24 protein-coding genes are annotated in these 18,324 nt (G+C 71.5%); 9 read left to right on the top strand and 15 right to left on the bottom strand.

Going from position 1 to position 18,324, the window contains the following annotated elements; all coding sequences use genetic code 11:
• Positions 1-36: 36 nt before the first annotated feature.
• The 3 genes from ABD340_RS21795 to ABD340_RS21785 are packed head-to-tail and all read right to left on the bottom strand — an operon-like array spanning position 37 to position 1,245.
• Positions 37-216 carry a DUF397 domain-containing protein gene (locus ABD340_RS21795; protein ID WP_344591137.1) on the bottom strand — a complete coding sequence of 60 codons (180 nt, stop codon included), beginning with the start codon at positions 214-216 and terminating at the stop codon, positions 37-39.
• Between the two features lie 4 nt (positions 217-220).
• Positions 221-406 carry a DUF397 domain-containing protein gene (locus ABD340_RS21790; protein WP_344591135.1) on the bottom strand — a complete coding sequence of 62 codons (186 nt, stop codon included), beginning with the start codon at positions 404-406 and terminating at the stop codon, positions 221-223.
• Positions 397-1,245: a helix-turn-helix domain-containing protein gene (locus tag ABD340_RS21785; RefSeq protein WP_344591134.1), complete on the bottom strand. Its 849-nt coding sequence runs from the start codon at positions 1,243-1,245 to the stop codon at positions 397-399. The genes ABD340_RS21790 and ABD340_RS21785 overlap by 10 nt, the downstream gene beginning before the upstream one ends.
• 174 nt (positions 1,246-1,419) lie before the next feature.
• On the opposite strand from ABD340_RS21785, the gene ABD340_RS21780 reads away from it, so the two are divergent.
• Positions 1,420-1,785, top strand: a complete 366-nt coding sequence (locus tag ABD340_RS21780) for an ATP-binding protein (RefSeq protein WP_344591133.1) — start codon at positions 1,420-1,422, stop codon at positions 1,783-1,785.
• A gap of 149 nt (positions 1,786-1,934) precedes the next feature.
• Positions 1,935-2,654 (top strand): cutinase family protein, encoded by a 720-nt coding sequence (locus tag ABD340_RS21775; RefSeq protein WP_344591132.1) that lies wholly within the window; start codon positions 1,935-1,937, stop codon positions 2,652-2,654.
• Positions 2,655-2,696: 42 nt separating this feature from the next.
• On the opposite strand, the gene ABD340_RS21770 is transcribed toward ABD340_RS21775, so the two are convergent.
• Both ABD340_RS21770 and ABD340_RS21765 read right to left on the bottom strand, forming a co-directional pair.
• Positions 2,697-3,584 (bottom strand): cytochrome d ubiquinol oxidase subunit II, encoded by an 888-nt coding sequence (locus ABD340_RS21770; protein WP_344591130.1) that lies wholly within the window; start codon positions 3,582-3,584, stop codon positions 2,697-2,699.
• Complete coding sequence (locus ABD340_RS21765) at positions 3,581-4,921, bottom strand: cytochrome ubiquinol oxidase subunit I (protein WP_344591129.1); 1,341 nt, start codon at positions 4,919-4,921, stop codon at positions 3,581-3,583. Before ABD340_RS21765 ends, ABD340_RS21770 begins: the two co-directional genes overlap by 4 nt.
• Positions 4,922-5,013: 92 nt before the next feature.
• Here ABD340_RS21765 and ABD340_RS21760 point away from each other — a divergent pair, with 92 nt between their 5' ends.
• The 3 genes from ABD340_RS21760 (at position 5,014) to ABD340_RS21750 (ending at position 7,673) form a co-directional block, all read left to right on the top strand.
• On the top strand, positions 5,014-5,400 hold the full coding sequence (locus tag ABD340_RS21760; RefSeq protein WP_344591127.1) for a BlaI/MecI/CopY family transcriptional regulator: 387 nt from the start codon (positions 5,014-5,016) through the stop codon (positions 5,398-5,400).
• A complete protein-coding gene (locus ABD340_RS21755) occupies positions 5,397-6,308 on the top strand; it encodes a M56 family metallopeptidase (RefSeq protein ID WP_344591126.1) in 912 nt (303 codons plus the stop codon). The genes ABD340_RS21760 and ABD340_RS21755 overlap by 4 nt, the downstream gene beginning before the upstream one ends.
• 108 nt (positions 6,309-6,416) lie before the next feature.
• Positions 6,417-7,673: an MFS transporter gene (locus ABD340_RS21750; RefSeq protein ID WP_344591125.1), complete on the top strand. Its 1,257-nt coding sequence runs from the start codon at positions 6,417-6,419 to the stop codon at positions 7,671-7,673.
• Here ABD340_RS21750 and ABD340_RS21745 read toward each other — a convergent pair.
• The 3 genes from ABD340_RS21745 to ABD340_RS21735 all read right to left on the bottom strand — a co-directional run bounded on the left by ABD340_RS21745 (position 7,606) and on the right by ABD340_RS21735 (position 10,145).
• Positions 7,606-8,100, bottom strand: coding sequence for a TIGR03618 family F420-dependent PPOX class oxidoreductase (locus tag ABD340_RS21745; protein WP_344591124.1), 495 nt, complete (start codon positions 8,098-8,100; stop codon positions 7,606-7,608). The genes ABD340_RS21750 and ABD340_RS21745 overlap by 68 nt on opposite strands.
• 13 nt (positions 8,101-8,113) lie before the next feature.
• Entirely contained in the window at positions 8,114-9,577 is a 1,464-nt protein-coding gene (locus ABD340_RS21740; RefSeq protein WP_344591122.1) for an MFS transporter, read from the bottom strand.
• A gap of 79 nt (positions 9,578-9,656) precedes the next feature.
• Positions 9,657-10,145 carry a MarR family winged helix-turn-helix transcriptional regulator gene (locus ABD340_RS21735; protein ID WP_344591121.1) on the bottom strand — a complete coding sequence of 163 codons (489 nt, stop codon included), beginning with the start codon at positions 10,143-10,145 and terminating at the stop codon, positions 9,657-9,659.
• A 175-nt stretch (positions 10,146-10,320) separates the two neighbouring features.
• Between ABD340_RS21735 and ABD340_RS21730 the strand changes: the two genes are divergently transcribed.
• Positions 10,321-10,914: a hypothetical protein gene (locus tag ABD340_RS21730; RefSeq protein WP_344591120.1), complete on the top strand. Its 594-nt coding sequence runs from the start codon at positions 10,321-10,323 to the stop codon at positions 10,912-10,914.
• A 51-nt stretch (positions 10,915-10,965) separates the two neighbouring features.
• A complete protein-coding gene (locus ABD340_RS21725; protein WP_344591119.1) occupies positions 10,966-11,250 on the top strand; it encodes a hypothetical protein in 285 nt (94 codons plus the stop codon).
• Here ABD340_RS21725 and ABD340_RS21720 read toward each other — a convergent pair.
• Genes ABD340_RS21720 through ABD340_RS21705 form a run of 4 tightly spaced genes read right to left on the bottom strand, consistent with a single transcriptional unit; the run spans position 11,240 to position 14,561 of the window.
• Entirely contained in the window at positions 11,240-11,839 is a 600-nt protein-coding gene (locus ABD340_RS21720) for a TetR/AcrR family transcriptional regulator (protein WP_344591117.1), read from the bottom strand. The genes ABD340_RS21725 and ABD340_RS21720 overlap by 11 nt on opposite strands.
• Before the next feature lie 26 nt (positions 11,840-11,865).
• Positions 11,866-12,771 (bottom strand): hypothetical protein, encoded by a 906-nt coding sequence (locus ABD340_RS21715; protein WP_344591116.1) that lies wholly within the window; start codon positions 12,769-12,771, stop codon positions 11,866-11,868.
• Positions 12,772-12,792: 21 nt separating this feature from the next.
• A complete protein-coding gene (locus ABD340_RS21710) occupies positions 12,793-13,734 on the bottom strand; it encodes a saccharopine dehydrogenase NADP-binding domain-containing protein (protein WP_344591115.1) in 942 nt (313 codons plus the stop codon).
• Positions 13,728-14,561 (bottom strand): class I SAM-dependent methyltransferase, encoded by an 834-nt coding sequence (locus tag ABD340_RS21705; protein WP_344591114.1) that lies wholly within the window; start codon positions 14,559-14,561, stop codon positions 13,728-13,730. Before ABD340_RS21705 ends, ABD340_RS21710 begins: the two co-directional genes overlap by 7 nt.
• A 99-nt stretch (positions 14,562-14,660) precedes the next feature.
• Between ABD340_RS21705 and ABD340_RS21700 the strand changes: the two genes are divergently transcribed.
• Positions 14,661-15,743 carry a winged helix DNA-binding domain-containing protein gene (locus ABD340_RS21700; protein ID WP_344591112.1) on the top strand — a complete coding sequence of 361 codons (1,083 nt, stop codon included), beginning with the start codon at positions 14,661-14,663 and terminating at the stop codon, positions 15,741-15,743.
• Here ABD340_RS21700 and ABD340_RS21695 read toward each other — a convergent pair.
• The 3 genes from ABD340_RS21695 to ABD340_RS21685 form a co-directional block, all read right to left on the bottom strand.
• On the bottom strand, positions 15,726-16,370 hold the full coding sequence (locus ABD340_RS21695; protein ID WP_344591110.1) for a class I SAM-dependent methyltransferase: 645 nt from the start codon (positions 16,368-16,370) through the stop codon (positions 15,726-15,728). The two genes, ABD340_RS21700 and ABD340_RS21695, sit on opposite strands and share 18 nt — an antisense overlap.
• A 131-nt stretch (positions 16,371-16,501) precedes the next feature.
• A complete protein-coding gene (locus tag ABD340_RS21690) occupies positions 16,502-16,993 on the bottom strand; it encodes a nitroreductase family deazaflavin-dependent oxidoreductase (protein ID WP_344591108.1) in 492 nt (163 codons plus the stop codon).
• Positions 16,994-17,006: 13 nt separating this feature from the next.
• Entirely contained in the window at positions 17,007-17,495 is a 489-nt protein-coding gene (locus tag ABD340_RS21685; RefSeq protein WP_344591106.1) for a MarR family winged helix-turn-helix transcriptional regulator, read from the bottom strand.
• Positions 17,496-17,567: 72 nt separating this feature from the next.
• On the opposite strand from ABD340_RS21685, the gene ABD340_RS21680 reads away from it, so the two are divergent.
• The gene (locus ABD340_RS21680) at positions 17,568-18,323 is read left to right on the top strand and encodes a dioxygenase family protein (protein WP_344591105.1); all 756 of its coding nucleotides are present in this window, start codon (positions 17,568-17,570) and stop codon (positions 18,321-18,323) included.
• Position 18,324 lies beyond the last annotated feature (1 nt).

Below are 18,324 nucleotides of genomic sequence, written 5' to 3'. Positions count from 1 at the left end.
TCCGGTCCACACGATCCGCATCAACTGCGCCCTTGGCTAGAAGTTCTTGATGGCCTTGGTAAGCCGCTCAAAATTGTCACGGTGGATGCGGAATTGGGGGCCGTGGGGGTCTTTGCTGTCGCGAATGACAATGAGGTCTGCGGTAGCTGCCATCAACTCTATGCAGGCGCCACCGTTCTCGCCACTCATACTTGGTTTCCGCCACGCGATCCGCATCGGCCTAGAGTCCCTTGATGGCCCGGGCCAGTTGCTGGAAGGTGTTGCGGGGCAGTTGAAGTTGGGGCCCGTCAGGGTCCTTGCTGTCGCGGATGGCGATGGTGGTGGGGAGGTCGGCGACCTCGATGCAGTTGCCGCCGTTTCCGCCGCTGTAGCTGGACTTGCGCCACACGGTGTGTTTCAGCTCCATCTTTCTTCCGCCGTTCTTTGAATCAGATCGATGGACATATTCAACGGTAGGGCGATCGATCGAACGTCCATCAGTGATCTCGATATGGCTGCGAGATCGTCCGGATCACTCATGGTAAGCCCGCGAGCGGACGTCTCTACGTACGCCACCTCTGTGCGGTCCTCCAAGGTTGCGATGGTGAATGATCCGAGTGTACCGAGATGGGCTGTGGCGGGAACGATCTGTACTGTCAGTCGCGGTCCGATGCGGCTGACTAGGTATTCGAGCTGGTCCCGCAAGACCTCGGGGCCGCCCACATCCCGATAGAGGACATTCTCGTCAAGGAGGACTGCCATTGATGGTGACGGTGGTTGCTCCCTGGTGAGGATGCTTTGGCGCTTGATCCGCGCGGCGACCGCCTCCTTGTCGCCGTAGAGCACCGTCGAGGCGTAGGCAGGGGTCTGTAGTAGGCCAGGCAGGACCGTGACCTCGAAGGCGTCCAGGTGGGTGGCCTCGGCCTCGACCGGGGGCCAGTCGAACCAGACGGGGAAGGCAGCGTCGGTGACGAGGTCGTCCCAGAGCTCGACGAGCTCGCCGCCCGCGTTGAGTTCGCGGTCCATCGTCTCGGCGAACTCGCGGGTGCAGCGGGTCTTGCCTGCCTCCACCTGCGAGATGTACTGGCCCGTTACGCCCTTGCCCGCATTGGCCCTTGTGCCTGCGCGTTCCTGAGAGAGGCCCGCTGCTTCACGGAGACGCTTGAACCTCCGGCCGAAGGCTTGCAGGGCCGGTGACACATTGGCGCGCTTCTGTCGAGGGGCCACGGCTTCATCATCTCCCAACTGCTCGAAAGTGGCCAGCAAACCTAGTGCTGTGACCACGTTGAGTTCGGCACCACTAGCTCTACTTACTACGGAGTGTAAGGCTCTGGTCACTTAAATGTCAGTCGAATCACCGAAACGAGGCACGCCTCAGGAGTCGCACCGTGATCGATATTCGTACGGCCGTCGGCGGGGCTGATATTCAAGATCGGGGATGTGCGGGTTCTGACCCTCGAATCCACCGATCGGGCGCCCTCGCGGGCGCGCGGATTTACCGCCACGATCTTCACTGAGTGGGGCATTCGGGATCATTACCTGGCGCGCCTGGTCGTCTCGGAGCTGGTCACCAACGCCTATATGCACGGCGAGGGCGTGATCATTCTTCGGCTCTCGGTCGCCGGGGACGGGCTCCCGCTCGTGGAGGTCTACGACGAGGGGGACGGGCTCCCGGCCGTGCTGCCGGAGAACCATGCAGCCACCAACGGGCGGGGCCTGCCGACGATCGCGGACGTCACGGCCGCCTGGGGTGCGCACCCGGTCGAGGATGGCGGCAAGGTGGTGTGGGCCAAGCTCGCAGGCTGACACGAGCCGACCCCCGGATCTCTGATCCGGGGGTCTTCATATTTGCGGATAAACGTCGGCGCTTTGATTGATCGGTGGCTGAGTGGCGGCGCCTGGATGCGGGCCGCAGGCTGAAGCGTGTATTTACCGCCTGAGTGAAAGGACTCCAAATGCGGTGTTTCACGTCCGGCCGTCTAGTCATGATGGGTGCCGCCGCCGCGTTCGCCGCCGGCATGGTCACCGCTGGTGCTGAGCCTGCTTCCGCCGCTCAATGCCAGGCGGTCAGCGTCATCTCCGCCCGTGGCACCACCGAGCCGCAGGACGGAAGCTTCCTGCAGAAGCCGATGGGAGATCTGATCCTCCGGGAATTCCCGGGCCGGTCGAAGTACACCGAGCTGACCTATCCCGCCTCGATTCCGTTCGACGGCAGTGCGCCGGTGGGTGTCGGCAACCTGATCAACACGCTCAATACCGAGGCGCGGCAGTGCCCGGACCAGAAGTACATCCTGCTGGGCTACTCGCAGGGCGCGGGTGTGGTCGGGGACGCGCTCGCGGCGAGTTCCGCGCGGATCTGGGGTGCGGACAAGGGCACGGTCGGCGCCGCCGCGAGCAGCAGGATCGCCGCCGTCGTGATGTTCGGCGACATCCGCTTCCGGGCGGGGGAACCGTACAACGTCGGCACCTTCGAGCCGGGCAAGCAGTCGGGGGATCCCCCGCCTCGTCCGCTGGGCGCGCTGAGCACCTACGCGTCCCGTATCCAGAACTATTGCGTGAAGGACGACTTCGTCTGCCAGGGCAGCACGGGCAACTTCATCGCGCACCTGGCGTACTTCGTCAACGGAATGCCCTCTCAGGGCGTGCAGTTCGCCGTGGCGAAAGCGCGCGCTTGAGGGCGAGGCGGCGTGCCGGGACCTGCCCGGCACGCCGCTGTCTCAGGTGGACGGTTCGCGCTGGAAGAGGATGAACAGCCAGATCATCGACGGGACGAGGATCAGCGCGCCCACGCCTAGGGCCACGAAGACCGTCTCCAGGACGGCGTCCTGCGCGACTGTGGACTCCAGGTCCAGGCCGCTCATCCCGGCGGCGCCCCACAGCACTGTGACGACCGCCAGGGCGCCGCTCGCGCGTACGGCCAGGTAGGAGCGGCGGACGAGGAGGGCCAGGGAGACCAGGCCGGAGGCGGCCGACACGAGGATCAGCGGGGAGTGCACGCCCAGCGCCGCGGCGCCGGGCAGGGCCAGGACGCCGATCACGGCGCCGGAGATCAGGGCGTAGCCGCGGAAGCGGAGGGAGCTGTCCCGGTCGCCGAGGCGCAGGGCGTCCCAGATCAGGTAGACGGCGGCGAGGTAGGCGCAGAGCGCTGTGGTGAGGGCGCCGCCGTACACGCCGGTGAGGCCGAGCCAGGACGAGCCGCCGGTGGCGATGGTGGCGGCGACGGCGCCCAGGCAGTACGGGGTGAGGATCGAGGAGACGCCGAACGTCCAGGCGTACCAGCCCCGGTCGGGGACGGCCTTGCTGAACACGAAGGTGCTGCCGCGGGCGACGATGCCGAGCGCGGCCAGGGACAGCGGTATCCAGTGGGTGCTCATCACGTCGGCGAACAGGGGCGGGAACGCCGTCCAGGTCATCACCATGACGAAGATCAGCCAGACGTGGTTGGCCTCCCACAGCGGGCCCATGGCGTGCTCGATGACCTCCTTGTCGGAGCGCCGCCGGGAGATGAGGTGCCAGAGGCCGGCGCCGAAGTCGGCGCCGCCGAACAGCAGGTAGGCGGACAGGCCGAGCAGGATCAGGCCGAGGGCGATGTCGCCGTGGCTCATGAGGGGCTCCCGACTTCGCGGCGCATGCGGCGCAGGACGCTGATGGTGGCGACGGTGAGGACGGCGTACACGACCAGGACGACGTAGAGGCCGAAGCGCAGTCCTGGGTTCGGGTTGACGGCTTCCTCGGTGCGCATGACGCCGTAGACGATCCAGGGCTGGCGGCCGACCTCGGTGGTGGTCCAGCCCGCCTCCATGGCGATGGCGGCGGCGACGCCGGCGAGGGCGGCGGCGCGCAGGAACCAGGGGTGCCAGGGCAGGTCGCGGCGGGCCGGGCGGCGGCGCAGCCACCAGGACAGGGCCCACCAGGCGGCCAGGACGAGCAGCGCCGTCCCGATCGCGATCATGATCTCGAAGGAGATCTTGACGACCTCGGCGGGCGGGTGCAGGTCCGCGGGGAAGGAGTCGAGGCCGCGCAGGGTGGCGTTTGCGTCGAACTTCAGCATCAGGGAGAGGGCGTTCGGGATCTCGAGGACCGCGAACCGGAACGGGACGCCGGCCTCGGTGTGCTCGACGCCCTCCATCGCGGCGAACTTGATCGGCTGGTTGTCGTGGACGAACCGGACCGCCCAGTCCCCGACGAGCACCTGCAGGGGCGCGCAGACGGCGCCGAGGGAGAACGGGATCGCGAAGCCGAGCCTGTGGTAGCGGTCGACGCGTCCGGCCTTGCGGTCGCGCAGGAGCGCGACGGCGTAGACGGACGCGACGGTGAAGCCGCAGACCATGAGCGAGGCCAGGATCAGGTGGACGGCCTGCACGGGCGTGGCGGGGTTGAACATCGCGGCGAGCGGGTCGACGTCGGTGACCTTGCCGTTCTCCAGGCGGAAGCCGCGCGGCTGGTTCATCCAGGAGTTCACGGTGACGACGAACGAGGCCGACAGCAGCCCGGCGATGACCACCGGGATGCCGGTGACGAAGTGCGCGCGGGGTGAGAGCCGGTCCCATCCGTACAGGTAGATGCCCATGAAGATGGCCTCGATGAAGAAGGCGATCCCTTCGAGGGCGAACGCGGAGCCGAAGACCTGGCCGTACTTGTCCATGAAGCCGGGCCACAGGGTGCCCATCTCGAACGACAGCACGGTGCCGGAGACGGCGCCGACCGCGAACAGCACGCCGGCGGCCTTCATCCAGCGGCGGGCCAGTTCGGCGTAGACGGTGTCGCCGGTGCGCAGGGATCGCCATTCGGCGAGCAGCGTGATCGCCGGGAGGCCGATCCCGATGGAGGCCAGGATGATGTGGAAGCCGAGGGTGAAGGCCATCTGCTGGCGTGCGGCCATGAAGTCGGCGGGGGTCGCGGCGCCGTTGGCCGCGTCGGTGAGGAGAGCGACGGTGCTCATAGGACAAACTGTAGTACTACGAGCTGTAGTACTACGGCCAGTGGTACTACCCGCCGTGGTGACGTTCCTCTCGATCGAATACCCTGGTCGTCGTGAAGGGTCTGGGAGAGCTTGAACGCACGGTCATGGAGGTCCTCTGGGCAAGGGAGGACTCCGGCGTCGCCGCTGCCACCGCACGCGATGTCAGCCGGGCCCTGGCCGGCGACCGCGATCTGGCGCACACCACCGTGATGACCGTTCTCGACCGGCTGGCCAAGAAGGGCTTCCTCAAGCGCAAGCGGGACGGCCGCGCCTGGCGGTACAGTCCTGTCGCCAGCCGCGAGCGCTACGTCACCGAGCTGATGCTCGGCGCTCTTGCCGAGACCGGCGACCGCGACGCCGCACTGGTGCACTTCGTGCAGTCCGTCTCCGAGGACGAGGCCGCCGTGATCCGTGCGGCGCTCGCGGGCCTAACAGCCGTCAAGGAGCCACCGGCATGACCGGCACCGCCCTGCTCGCACTGATCTCGCTCGGGACCATCGGCGGGGCGCACCTGCTCTCGCGGGCCAGGTGGACCTGGTATGCCCCCCGCACCGGAATCCTGCTCTGGCAGGCCCTCGGCCTCGGCTGGGGCGTCGCCACCATCGGCGCCCTCCTCGGCCTGGCCCTGCTGCCCTACGGCAAGGGCATCCTGCGCGGCCTGCCCGGCCTGGTCCACGACGGGGCCGGCCGGCTCGGCGCCGCGCACCTCGCCGCCCTGCTCGCCGCCGTCAGCCTCACCGCCGTGCTGCTGGCCATGCTCGGGTACGCGGTCGTCCGGGTCGTCCGGGCCCGGCACCGGCACCGGGCGCTGCTCGCGCTGGTCTCCCGCAGCGACTCGGCCGTGCCGAGCGGCACCCTCGTGCTCGACCACCCCACGGCCGCCGCGTACTGCGTTCCGGGCGTGCGCTCGTCCAAGGTCGTGGTGAGCGCCGGGACGCTGGAGCTGCTCGACCCCGACGAGCTGGCCGCGGTGCTGGCGCACGAGCGCGCGCACGCCCGCGAGCGGCACGATCTGGTGCTGCTGCCGTTCACCTCGCTGCGCCAGGTGTTCCCGCAGATCCGGCTGGTCGGACGCTGCCTGGACGCGGTCGAGCTGCTGATCGAGATGGCCGCCGACGACCGGGCCCGGCGGCACCGTCCGCCGCGCGAGCTGGCCACGGCGCTGCTGCGGTTCGCCGCGGCCCGTCCCGCCGCCGCGCCGTCGGGCACGCTCGGCGTCGCCAACCGCGACGACATCCCGGTGATGGCGCGGGTGAACCGGCTGCTCGAACCGGTTCCGGTGGGACGCTCCACCCGGTTCGCGGCGATCATCGCGGTGCCCCTCCTGGCGGGGGTGCCGCTCCTGCTGTACGCGCTGCCGCACTGACGACCGCCGAGCCCCGCGCGAGCGCGCGGGGCTTTCGCATGCCCATTGACCTCGGCGGTGCCGCTCCCTACGCTAACGCGAATCTCCTTCATATCGCGGAGGGCGCCGATGGCCGCACGGGACCGCCGGGCACGGCTCTCGGTCAACGCCGCGTTCGCCGTCCAGGGGCTGTGCTTCGCCTCGCTGGTGACGCGGGTGCCGCAGGTCCAGGACGCGCACGACCTCAGCGACGGGACGCTCGCGCTCGTCCTGCTGCTGGTCCCGCTGATCGCCGGTGCGGGCAGCGTCCTGGCGGGCGTGCTGTTCGCCCGCCTCGGCGCCGCCCCGGTGCTGCGGGTCGCGCAGCCCGGCGTGTGCGCCGCGATGACACTGGTCGGCCTGACCGGCGGCGGGCTGGTCCGGCTGTACGCGGCGGTGGCGCTGTTCGGGTTGTTCGTCGGCGCGGTGGACGCGGCGATGAACGCGCAGGCGGTGGCCGTCGAACGGCGCTACGGGATGAGCCTGCTCACCGGCTTCTACGCGGTGTGGAGCGTCGCCGGGATCCTCGGCGGCCTCTGGGCCGCGCTGGCCAACCGGCTGGACCTGGCACTGCTGCCCGGCTTCGCCGTCCCCGCCGCCCTGGGCGCGGCGGTATCGCTCGCGACCGGGCGCGGGCTGTACCGCAAGGACGAGGAGGCGCCCGAGCCCAGCGCCGAGGAGCTCAAGGCCGCTGCCCGGCGGGTGCCCTGGCGCCCGGTGCTGATCGTGGGCACCGCCCTGGGCCTGTTCTACCTGGCCGACGCCGCCGTTTCGAGCTACAGCGCCAAGTACCTCCAGGACGAGCTGGACGCCGGTGACTTCGCCGCCCCGCTGGGCTACGTGGCGTACCAGGTCGCCATGGTGGCGGCCCGGGCGGCGGCCGACCTCGGGGTGCGGCGGCGCGGGGGCGTCCAGGTCGTCCGGCTGGGCGGGATCGTGGGGGCGGCCGGGCTGGCCTGCGCGGCGGCCGCGCCCAGCGCCCCGGCCGCGATCGCCGCGTTCGCCGTGGCGGGGCTGGGGCTCAGCGTCATCGCCCCGGTGGCGTTCTCGGCCGCCGGACGGGTCGACCCGACCGGGCTCGGGGTCGCGGTGGCGCGGCTGAACGTCTTCAACTACGTCGGGTTCGTGCTAGGCGCGGCGATCGCCGGGGCGCTCGCGCCGATCGGCGGGACGGACGGCCTGCGGCTGGTCTTCGCCGTCCCGGCCGCGCTGACGGCCGTCGTCATCGTGCTGGCGCGCGGGTTCGCGCCGCGGCCGGCGACCGCGGCGCGAACGGCGCCTAGGCGTCCTGAAGCTCCTTCGGCAGGTCCAGGGCCATCCCGTACAGGCGGTCGGCCCGGAGCCTGATCACCACGCGCCGGTCGGCCACCTGCGCCTGGAGGAACCGCTCCTGCTCGGCCGGGTCGATGACGTCCAGCGCCATGGCCAGCAGCTCGCGACCGGCCGCGTCGCCCGGCTCGGTCGTCTCCGCGATCTCGGCCGTGCCCTCGACCACGACGTAGGCCATGTGGTCGGGGCTGGAGACGTGGAGCGCGGCGCGCGGGTCGTTCCGGAGCTGCCGCACCTTCAGCCGGTCCGCGGTGGACGAGATGCGCGCGACCCGTTCGACGGGGTCCCACCGGTACAGGACGGTGGACAGGTGCGGGTGCCCGCTGCGCTTGTTGGCGGCGAGGGCTCCGAAGACCTGTTCGCTCAGCAGGGCGGACAGATCGCCGTCGGTGAGGACCTTGGGACCGGGGCCCCGGCCGGGGCCGTGCTCGTTCTGCTCGTTCATGATGTTCGCTCCTTCAGACGGTCGTGGCGGGAGTGGCGGTCGGCTCGGTCTTCGGTGCCGGCTCCCCGGCCTGGACGCCGGGGCGGCGGAGGACGACGAGCGCGACCAGGAACGCGGCGACCAGCAGCCCGGCGCCGACCTCGTACCCGAGCCGGAAGCCGCCGGTCAGCGCGGCCGCCTCGGACGCGCCGCCGTCCGCCAGCGCGTCGGCGCGGGACGCGGCCAGCGTGGACAGGACCGCGACGCCCAGCGCGACGCCGATCTGCTGCGTGGTGTTGAAGAGCCCGGACACCACTCCGGCGTCGCCGGGACGGGCGCCCGACATGCCCAGCGTGGTGAGCGCGGGCAGGGCCAGGCCGAAGCCGCCCACCAGCAGGATCGGGGGCAGCAGGTCGGTGGCGTAGGCGCCGTCCACCGGTGTCCGGATCAGCAGCAGCCGACCGATGACCAGCAGCGCCAGCCCCGCCAGCAGCACGTTCCGCTCGCCGAAGCGGCCGTTGAGGCGGGCGGAGAGGCCGAGCGAGAGCCCGCCGATCACGACCGCGGCCGGCAGCAGCGCCAGCCCGCTCGCGGTCGCCCCGTAACCGAGGACCTGCTGCATGTAGAGGGCGATGTGGACCTGGAAGCCGAACATCGCGCCCACCGCCAGGAGCTGCACCAGGTTGGCGCCCGCGACGCTACGCGACCGCAGGACCCGCAGCGGCAGCAGCGGCTCGGCGGCGGTGGCCTGCCGCACGACGAACCCGGCGAGCAGCAGCAGCGACACCGCGCCCAGCGCGAGCGTCCGGCCCGAGGTCCAGCCGCCGCGCTCGGCCCCGACGATGGAGTAGACGCCGAGCATCACGCCGGAGGTGGCCAGGACGGCGCCCAGCACGTCGATGCCGCCGCGCAGGCCGGACCCGCGGTCGTCGTTCAGGAGGCGCGGCGCCAGCACGATCGCGGCGACGCCGATCGGCACGTTGATGAAGAAGTTCCAGTTCCAGCTCAGCGCGTCGGTGAGGATCCCGCCGAGCACCTGGCCGATGGACGCGCCGGCCGCGCCGGTGAAGGCGAACGCGCCGATCGCGCGGGCCCGCTCGGCCGGGTCGGTGAACAGCGTCACGATCATGCCCAGGCTGACCGCGGAGGCCAGCGCGCCGCCGACGCCCTGCAGGAACCGCGCGGCGATCAGCATCCCGGGACCGGTGGCGATCCCGCACAGCGCGGAGGCGATGGTGAAGACGGCCAGTCCGGCGACGAACACCCGGCGCCGTCCGGCCAGGTCGCCGAGCCGGCCGCCGAGGAGCAGCAGCCCGCCGAAGGCGATGGTGTAGGCGTTGATCGTCCAGCTGAGGGCGGACGGGGTGAAGCCGAGGTCGGCCTGGATGGCCGGCAGCGCCACCGTCACGATGCTGCCGTCCAGGATGATCATCAGCATTCCCGCGCACAGCACGGCCAGCGCGAGCCAGCGTGAGCGGGGCGCGGCGATATCGGACATGGTCTCTCCTCGTTGGAAGCCGATGGAGAGACCGTAGCAGATAGTTTTGTTAGAGACGATCCTGCTCGGATCTAAATCCTTACACGTTGCGCTGCCGCGCCCGCCGCACCGGGGTCGGGCACTCCACCGGCTCGGCGAGATGCCCGCCGGCCAGCCGGTCCAGCGCACGGACGAAGACCGCCCGCTCGTCCTCCGGCAGCGCCTCGAGCACCTCGCCGTGGACCCGGTCGACGACCTTCCGGGTGCGCTCGGCGATCTCCGCGCCCTCCTTGGTGACCGCGATGATCCGGGCCCGCCGGTCCTTGCCGGACGGGCGCCGCTCGGCGTATCCGGCCTTCTCCAGGGCGTCCATCGTCACGACCATCGTGGTCTTGTCCATGTCGCCGATCTCGGCGAGCTGGATCTGGGTGCGCTCCTCCTCCAGGGCGTGCACCAGCACGCAGTGCATGCGCGGTGTCAGCCCGAACTCGGCGAGCGCGGCCGTCATCCGCGTGTGCAGGACGTGGCTGGTGTGCTGGAGCAGGAACGACAGGTCGGGGACGGTCGCGGGCCGTGTGCGGGTGGTCATGCCCCCACGTTACAACTTCATCCGGAACCGGATTATCTGTCCGATGACCTATCACCCGCACGGGGGAGACGGAGATCGCGAAGCGGTCCGCGCGGGGGAGTCGCCGCGGGCGCCGCGCGGCGAGCATCGGGACACCGGCCCATCCAGGGGCCGGACGATGCCCAGGAGAACGACGATGCCCATCACCAAGCCCGTCACTCTCGCCGCGGCCGTCGCCGTCGCCGCGACCACCGTGGCCGCCGTCGCGGCCGGAACGACCGCGGCCGAGGCCGCCCCCAAGACCGCCCGGGTCACCGGAACCGCCGACGTCCGACTCACCTACTGGCCCGACAAGGACGTCCGCACCTTCTCCTTCGACGCCGTGAGCGCCCCGTTCACCCAGCCCAAGAACGGGGCGCCCGACGGCCTGCCCACCGACGCGCGCGGCACCGTCAAGGTCTCCCACTGGGTCGCCGACGAGAACGTCACCGTCCGGTTCACCGCCGAGGTCGACTGCCTGGCCACCAGCCCGGGCAACGCCGCGCTCACCGCCGTGGTGAAGGAGGCGGACGGGCCGGTCGCGGACTGGGTCGGCAAGCGGCTGGGCTTCAGCGTCCAGCGCGACCGTGTCGGCTTCTCCTGGTCGGTCGTCAACGGCGTCCAGAACGACAAGGGCGAATGGGAGGAGGCCAAGACCGGCACCTGCATGGCCCCGGCCGCCTTCGCGCCCGCCACCCGCGGCGGCTACAAGATCAGGCACGCCGAACTGCAGCCCTTCCCCCAGAAGTGAGGCTGACGCGCGGACGCCTCCCCGGTACCCTGAGGGCATGAAGCTTCACGCGTGCCAGAGCTGGCGGCCGTCCTAGGACGGCCGCTCACCTTCGCACGACCACAAGGGCCGTCCCATCCTTGGGTTCACGCGGTCGCCGCCGAGATCGGGAACGGCGGCGCCGCCCGCCTCAAAAGCGTCGTCACCGAGTCGGTCAACGAGTTCCTGCGGCCGATCCGCGAGCGCCGCGCCGAACTCGACCGCGGCCACCTGCGCCGCGTCCTGGAACGCGGGAACGAACGCGCCAACGCCGTCGCCGAACGCACCCTCGACCAGGTGCGGGCGGTCATGGCCTGATGCCCGCCAGCAGCGCCGCGACCAGGTCGTCCACGTCGCGCTCCGGCTCGGTCCCGCTGAACAGCAGCGACAGGACGGCCTCGTGGCAGACCCCGACGACCATGGCGGCGGCGGCCTCCACCCGGGCGTCCGGCGCGAGCCTGCCCAGCTCGCGTTCGGCGCGCAGGTAGGCCAGCAGCCGGTCGCGCCAGTCCTCGCCGGTCTCGCCCGCCGCGGCGAACCTGGCGAGGACCTCGGGCCGGCCGATCAGCCCGGCCATCGCGGGCAGGATCGCGCGGTGCATCGCCAGCCCGTGCGAAACGTACGCGGCCAGGTTCGCCCGCACCGAACCGGTGCCCGGCTCGGGCAGCGGACCGAGCCCCGCCTCCACCGACCGCACGTGCGCCCGGAACGCCTGGGCGAGCAGCTCCTCCTTGTCGGCGAAATGGTTGTAGAGCACGCCGTCGGCGACCCCGGCCTCCCGCGCGATGCCGCGCACGGTCAGGCCCGCCGTCCCGCCCTCGGAGATCATGCGCTCGGCGGTGGCGATGAGGTGGTCGCGCAGGCTCAGGTCGTCGTCCCGCAGCGCCGCGGCTCGTCTGGGTGACATCACGGTGAATCGTATGCGCGGCCCGCTCAGGGCGCCGTGCGTTCCCAGCCGTCCGGCGGCCCGTCCAGGAGCTCGCCGTTCGTCTCCTTGCTCAACGACGCCGCCGTCGCCAGGGCGTCGTCGCCGTGCACCGCCGCGACGTCGTGCCCCAGGGCGGTGTGCCGGACGATGTGAATGGCGGTGCGCCCGTCCCGGGAGGTGTAGATCGCCTCCGACCACGGGGAATCCTCGCGGGTGAAGAGGACCCGCATGTCCAGGTTCGTGTCCCAGATCCAGGATTCCGCGTCGTCGGCGGCCACCCGCAGCCAGATGACGGGACGGGGGACCGCCCGCTCCGGGACGCCCGCCCGTACCGTCACCCAGTTCTGCTCACCGTCCACGGGCGCGGCGGGACGCAGCGCCCACGCCAGCTCTCCTCGCGGCTCCTCGCGCATCACCATGGGCGGGTTGAGGAGCTCCTTGGCGACCTTCTCGGCGTAGTCGGCGGCCTCCCTGACACCCTCGTCGGCGTGCTCCTGGCATTCGCGGAGCAGCTCGAGGGTCTCCCGCTCGGCCGGGCCGCCGCCGAGCGCCATCATCATCGCGACCAGCGTCCAGGCGCCGTCCGGCAGCGCCCCGCGGACCTGGTCGCGCAGGATCCGCTCCGTCCAGACCTGCTGGAAATGGTCGCCGACGATCTCGCGGAGCGCGACCGCCCGCTCCACCGACCCGGCCCAGATCATCATCGTCTTGACGCCCAGCTCGGGGATCGCGGCCTCGATCAGGAGATCGTCGCCTGCGCCGTAGACGTCCGCGACGGCCTCGGCGCCGAAGCCGCCGTTCCCGATGAAGGCGAAACCGTCGAGCCGTTCCAGCAGCGCGTCGTCCACCTCGGCACCGGGCCGCACCACCAGCCCGCACCGGACCTCGCCGCCGTCCACCACCGTCATCATCGCCCCGGCCTCCATCCAAGATCAGCTGAAGTCGCGCCACCCTAGCGTGCCATCAAGGTCGAAACCGTAGGTTGACAGCTCGCGCAGGAAGGCGCCCGGCTCGACGACCCGGTCGAGGGCGTGCACGCCCGCCGGCATGTCCGGGAGGCTCCGCAGCACCAGCGCCGCCGCCAGCCCCGTCGCCCTGCTCTGGCTGCGGCCGCCGAACGAGACGGTGCGGCCGTCCGGCGCGGTGGCGACGACGGCGAACCGGTCGCCGCCGGCATGGACCCGGGTCAGCACGCCCAGCGCGGCGGCACGTCCCTTCCGCGTCCGCGCGAGCCGCGCCACCGGGCCCGTGAACAGCGCCGTGAGGACGCGGGAGTCCAGGCACAGGCCCGTCCGGACGCCCGCGGCGCCGAGCGAGGGGAACGGGAAGCGGTGGACGGTGCGCCTCCCGAACGGCCCGGGGAACCGCATGCGCCACGACGGTCCGACCTCCCGCAACGCGTCCAGCGTCCATTCGACGGCCGCGCGCCCGTGCCGTTCGCCCGTTCCGAGCAGCACCCCGACGTCGACCTCAGCCCCGCCGCACAGCCGTGCCAGCAGGTTCGTGACGCCCGGTGCCAGGCCCACGCCCAGCACGGCGGTGGCGTCCGCCGATCCGAGGCGCCCGACCCGCGCGAGCACGTCCTCCGAAGCGGACACGTCGACGTAGTGCACGCCCCTTTCCAGGCACGCCTCGGCGACCAGCGCGTTGCCCTCGTCGACGCACATCAGCACGGCATCGGCCCCGTCCAGGGCCCGCCACATCCCGCCGTCGTCGCGCAGATCGACGCGCATCGGGACCGCGCCCGGGACGGCCCGCGCCTTCGCCAGGTCGCGCCCCGCGACCACGATCTCGGGAAACCACACCGCCAGGACCTTGGCCGCCTCCCGTCCCACGGCCCCGTACCCGCCGAAGATCACGACCCGCTTCAGCATCGCGCCGTCACCAGCCACGCCGTGCCGCGCGTCCGGACGGCGCCGTCCCGCTCGAAACCCTCCAGGACCCGCGCCAGGGCCTCGCGCGCCTTCGCCGCCGACTCCGGATCGACGAGGCCGAGGTGGTACTTGACCGGGCCCCAGGCGCCGAGGAACCCGACCGCGTCCGCGACGTCCCGTCCCCAGACCTGCTCGGCCTCCACGTACGTGCTCGTGACGTCCCGGAACCCGGCCTCGCCGAGCACCTCCCCGGTCCTCGCCGGGTCGGCGAACGAGGTCGGGCCGGTCCCGTCCTCGCCGGTCGGAGTCGGCAGGTGCGGGGCCATCGCTCCGAACATCGTGCCCAGGTCGGTGCCCTGGTGCGAGGTCATGCACACGAACGCCAGCCGGCCGCCGTCCCCGAGCGCCGACCGGACGTTGCCGAAGGCCGCGACCGGATCGGCGAAGAACATGATCCCGAACCGGCTGAGCGCCACGTCGAACCCGCCCGGCTCGAAGGGGAAGACCTGCGCGTCCCCCTGCTCGAACCGGACGTTCCCGACGCCCTCCTCGCGCGCCCGCTCCCGGGCCCTTTCCAGCATGGGCAGCGAGAGGTCGACGCCCATCGCCGCCCCGGCCCGCCGGGCCGCCTGGCGGGTGAGCTGGCCGTTGCCGCACCCGATGTCGAGCACCCGGTCCCGCCCGCCGATCCCCGCCGCGTCCAGGACGAACTCGTTGAAACCGCTGTTGACGGCGTCGTAGCGGGCGTCGTGGTCGGCCCAGTGCCGCCCCTCGTACCCGTTCCAGGCCGCCGCCTGCCCCTCGTTCACCACTTGATATGAACACATGTTCATGAACATACGTTCATGTGGGGTCGTCCGTCAACGCCCCGGATCGGCGATGATGAGCGCATGGACCTGGCGGCGCCTCAGACAACGACTGAACCGGTGCTCGGAAGGCGGGCGCTCAATCGGGCGCTGCTGGCACGGCAGATGCTGTTGCGGCGGCACCGGCTGCCCGCGCTGGAAGCGATCGAGCGCCTGGTCGGCCTGCAGTCGCAGGCGCCCAACCCGCCGTACGTCGGCCTGTGGAGCCGCCTGGAGGACTTCGCGTTCGGCGAGCTGGCCGAGCTGACGACCGAGCGGCGGGCGCTGCGGACGGTGCTCATGCGGGGCACCCTGCACCTGGTCAGCGCCCGCGACGCGGCGGCGATCCGCCCGCTGATCCAGCCGGTCCTCGACCGCTACCTGCTGAGCGGGCGGGGCGGCGCGATCAAGAACGTGGACCTGGAGCCCGTACAGGACGCCGCGCGCCGCTTCCTGGAGGAGGAGCCCCGTACCGACAAGGAGCTGCGGGCGATGCTGGCCGAGCGCTGGCCGGACCCCGAGCTGCTCGCCTGGGCCGTCCGCCTCAGGCTCCCGCTGGTCCAGGTGCCGCCGCGCGGCATCTGGGGCGCGAGCGGGATCGCCCGGCACACGACCCTGGAGACCTGGCTGGGCCGTCCACTGGACGCCGAACCGTCGGTGGACGGGCTGGTGCTGCGCTACCTGGCGGCGTTCGGGCCGGCGACCGTCCAGGACGCGCAGCACTGGTCCGGGCTGACCCGCCTTGGCGAGGTGGTGGAACGGCTCGGCGCCGAGCTCGTCACGTTCCGCGATGAGAACGGCCGGACCCTCTACGACCTGCCCGGGGCGCCGCGTCCCGACCCCTCGGTGCCGGCGCCCGTCCGGTACGTCCCGGACTTCGACAACCTGCTGCTCTCGCACGCCGACCGGGCGCGGATCATCACCGCGGAGCACCGCGCGCGGGTCTTCACGGTGAACGGGATCATCCGCGCGACCGTGCTGGTGGACGGCTTCGTCCACGGCATGTGGAAGATGGAGCGGAAGCGCCGCGCGGTGACGCTGCGCGTCGACCTCTTCGCCCCGGCCCCGGAGGCCGAGCTGGTCGAGGAGGGCGAGCGACTGATGGCCGCCGCCCATCCGGACGCCGACTCGCGCGAGGTCGTCGTCTCAGGCGGCGGGTCGTGAGGCCCGCACGTAGGCCAGCATGACCGGCAGGTCGCCCTTGTCATGGACCTGGAATCCGGCTTCGGGGATCAGGTCGCCGAGCAGGTCCTGGGGGCTGTGCCGCATCGCCGGGCCCGACAGGAGCGCTACCAGGCGGGTGAGCAGGGGATTGGCCGGTGGGCGGAATTCGGCGATCAGCAGCCGGCCGCCCGGTCGCAGCACCCGGAACATCTCCCGCATGGCGGTGCCGCGCGCGGCGGACGGCATGTGGTGCACGGCCAGGCTGGACACCACCACGTCGAAGGCGGCGTCGGGCAGTTCGAGCGCCTGGCCCTCTCCCACCAGGTAGGAGCAGTTGCCCGGGGCGCGCCGCCGGGCGTACTCGATCATCGGCGTGGACGGGTCGATGCCGGTCGCCCGCCCGGCCGGGCCGACGACCGGGGCCATGATCCGGGTCAGGTAGCCGGTGCCGCAGCCGACGTCCAGCACCTGGTGGCCCGGCCGTACCCCCGACAGCGCGGCCAGCCGGGTGAAGACCTCCCGGCGGCGCCCGAGGTAGCCGATCTCCGCCATGAGCTCGTAGGCGCGCGGGTGATCGATCGTCCCGCCGGCGTCGGTGTGAGCGTGCAGCAGCCTGCCCAGTCCCATCACAGCTCCTTTCAACAACCTGTTCGGTCGTGAATGATCTGTTCGCCAGGGTCGACAACCGACTTCTGCCCGGCCGGGCGGTGCTGGAACTCCGGGGCGCGTCTCCGCCGCCCCCGGCTCGACGTGCCGGCCTACGCGCCTGACATGCCAGTGGTGCGGGGCGTGAACCGTACGAATGGGATGCGTCGGCCGACCTCGCGGTAATCGTCCACGCCGCCGTCGACCGCGAAGCCCATGAGCTTGCACAGCCGCCGGACCGCGACCGGGTGGCGCGACGCGTACGTCGCCATGATCTCGGCGCCCACGTCGGTCGGGATCGGCGTGGCGGTCGCCTTGAGGATCTTCCCGCCGATCTGGACGGTGACGTCGGGGTCGGTCATGACGTTGCGGTACCAGTCCGCGCGCGGCCCGAACCCGGAGGCCGCCACGTAGCCGTGTTCGTCGCGCTGGACGACCTCGATGACGACCTGGCGCCGCCGGCCCGAGACGCGGCCGGTGTGGGTGAGAAGCATGATGCGGCGTCCCAGCACCGGTCCCAGCCCCATGCGGTACAGCCGGATGGGGAGCCGCCACAGCGTGCGGCGCAGCCCGGTCGGCGGGCCGGTCTTCTTGACGATCTCCAAGGCTCGGTCCTTCCTAGGTGGTGGACTCGCCGAAGATGTCTGGGGTTTGACCGTCCGGGTCCAGTTTGGCCAGGAGGGTCTTGAGGGTCTCCCTCAGCTGGAGGACCTCCTGGCGGGTCAGCGGGTCGAACAGGTGGCGGCGGACTTCCGCCACGTGGCCGGGGGCGGTTTCCTCCAGGAGGGCGAAGCCCGCGTCGGTCAGTTCGGCGATGGTGGTGCGGCGGTCGTTCGGCGGCTTGACGCGGCGGACGCGGCCGGATTCCTCCAGGCGGGCGACGGCGTGTGACAGGCGGCTCGGGGACGAGCGGGTCATCGCGGCCAGCTCGGTCATGGTCATCGCGCGCCCGGGGGCCTCCGACAGCATCGCCAGGATCACGTAGTAGGTGTGCGGCATGCCCGAGTCGCGCTGGAGTTGGCGGTCCAGGGCCTCGGTCAGGAGCCGGGAGGTCCACAGGAACGCGCGCCAGGTCTGCTGCTCTTCGTCGTCCAGCCAGCGGGTCATGGCACCCAGTCTAGCGAATTATTGAATGCTCAAGTATCATGGACTCTTGAACTTTCAATCGTTGGAGGTGCGATGAGCCGGATGCCGGTGCTCTACCTCAGCCACGGGGCGCCGCCCCTGGCCGACGACGCCGTGTGGACGCGCCAGCTGGCCCGCTGGTCCGCCGGGCTGCCCAGGCCCGCCGCGATCCTCATGGTGTCGGCGCACTGGGAGGAGGCGCCGCTCAGCATCGGCGCCACCCGGCCCGTCCCGCTGGTGTACGACTTCTGGGGCTTCGAGCGCCGGTACTACGAAGTCCGGTACGACGCCCCCGGAGCCCCCGAGCTGGCCGACGACCTGCGCAGACTCATCCCCGGGCTGCACCAGGACGAGCAGCGCGGACTCGACCACGGCGCCTACGTCCCGCTGGCCGAGATGTACCCCGAGGCCGACATCCCCGTGCTGCAGATGTCGATGCCCACGCTGGAACCCCAGCGCCTGTACGACCTCGGCCGCGGCCTGGCCCCGCTGCGCGACCAGGGCGTCCTCGTCGTCGGCAGCGGCTTCACCACCCACAATCTGAGCGCGATCGGTCCCAGCCCCGACGCACCCCCGCCCGGGTGGTCGGCCGAGTTCGACGAGTGGGCCGACCAGGCCGTGCGCTCAGGGGACGTGGACGCGCTGCTCGACTTCCGCGCCAAGGCGCCCGCCGCCCAGATCGCGCACCCCCGCACCGAGCACTTCGCCCCGCTGTTCGTCGCGCTGGGCGCCGCCGACGGCGAGGAGCGGCGAGCCGTCATCGACGGCTTCTGGCACGGCCTTGCCAAGCGGTCGTTCCAGCTCTCCTGAC

The organism is Actinomadura vinacea (assembly GCF_039532545.1).
Classification (GTDB): domain Bacteria; phylum Actinomycetota; class Actinomycetes; order Streptosporangiales; family Streptosporangiaceae; genus Spirillospora; species Spirillospora vinacea.
This window is presented reverse-complemented; position numbering and strand designations above follow the sequence as displayed.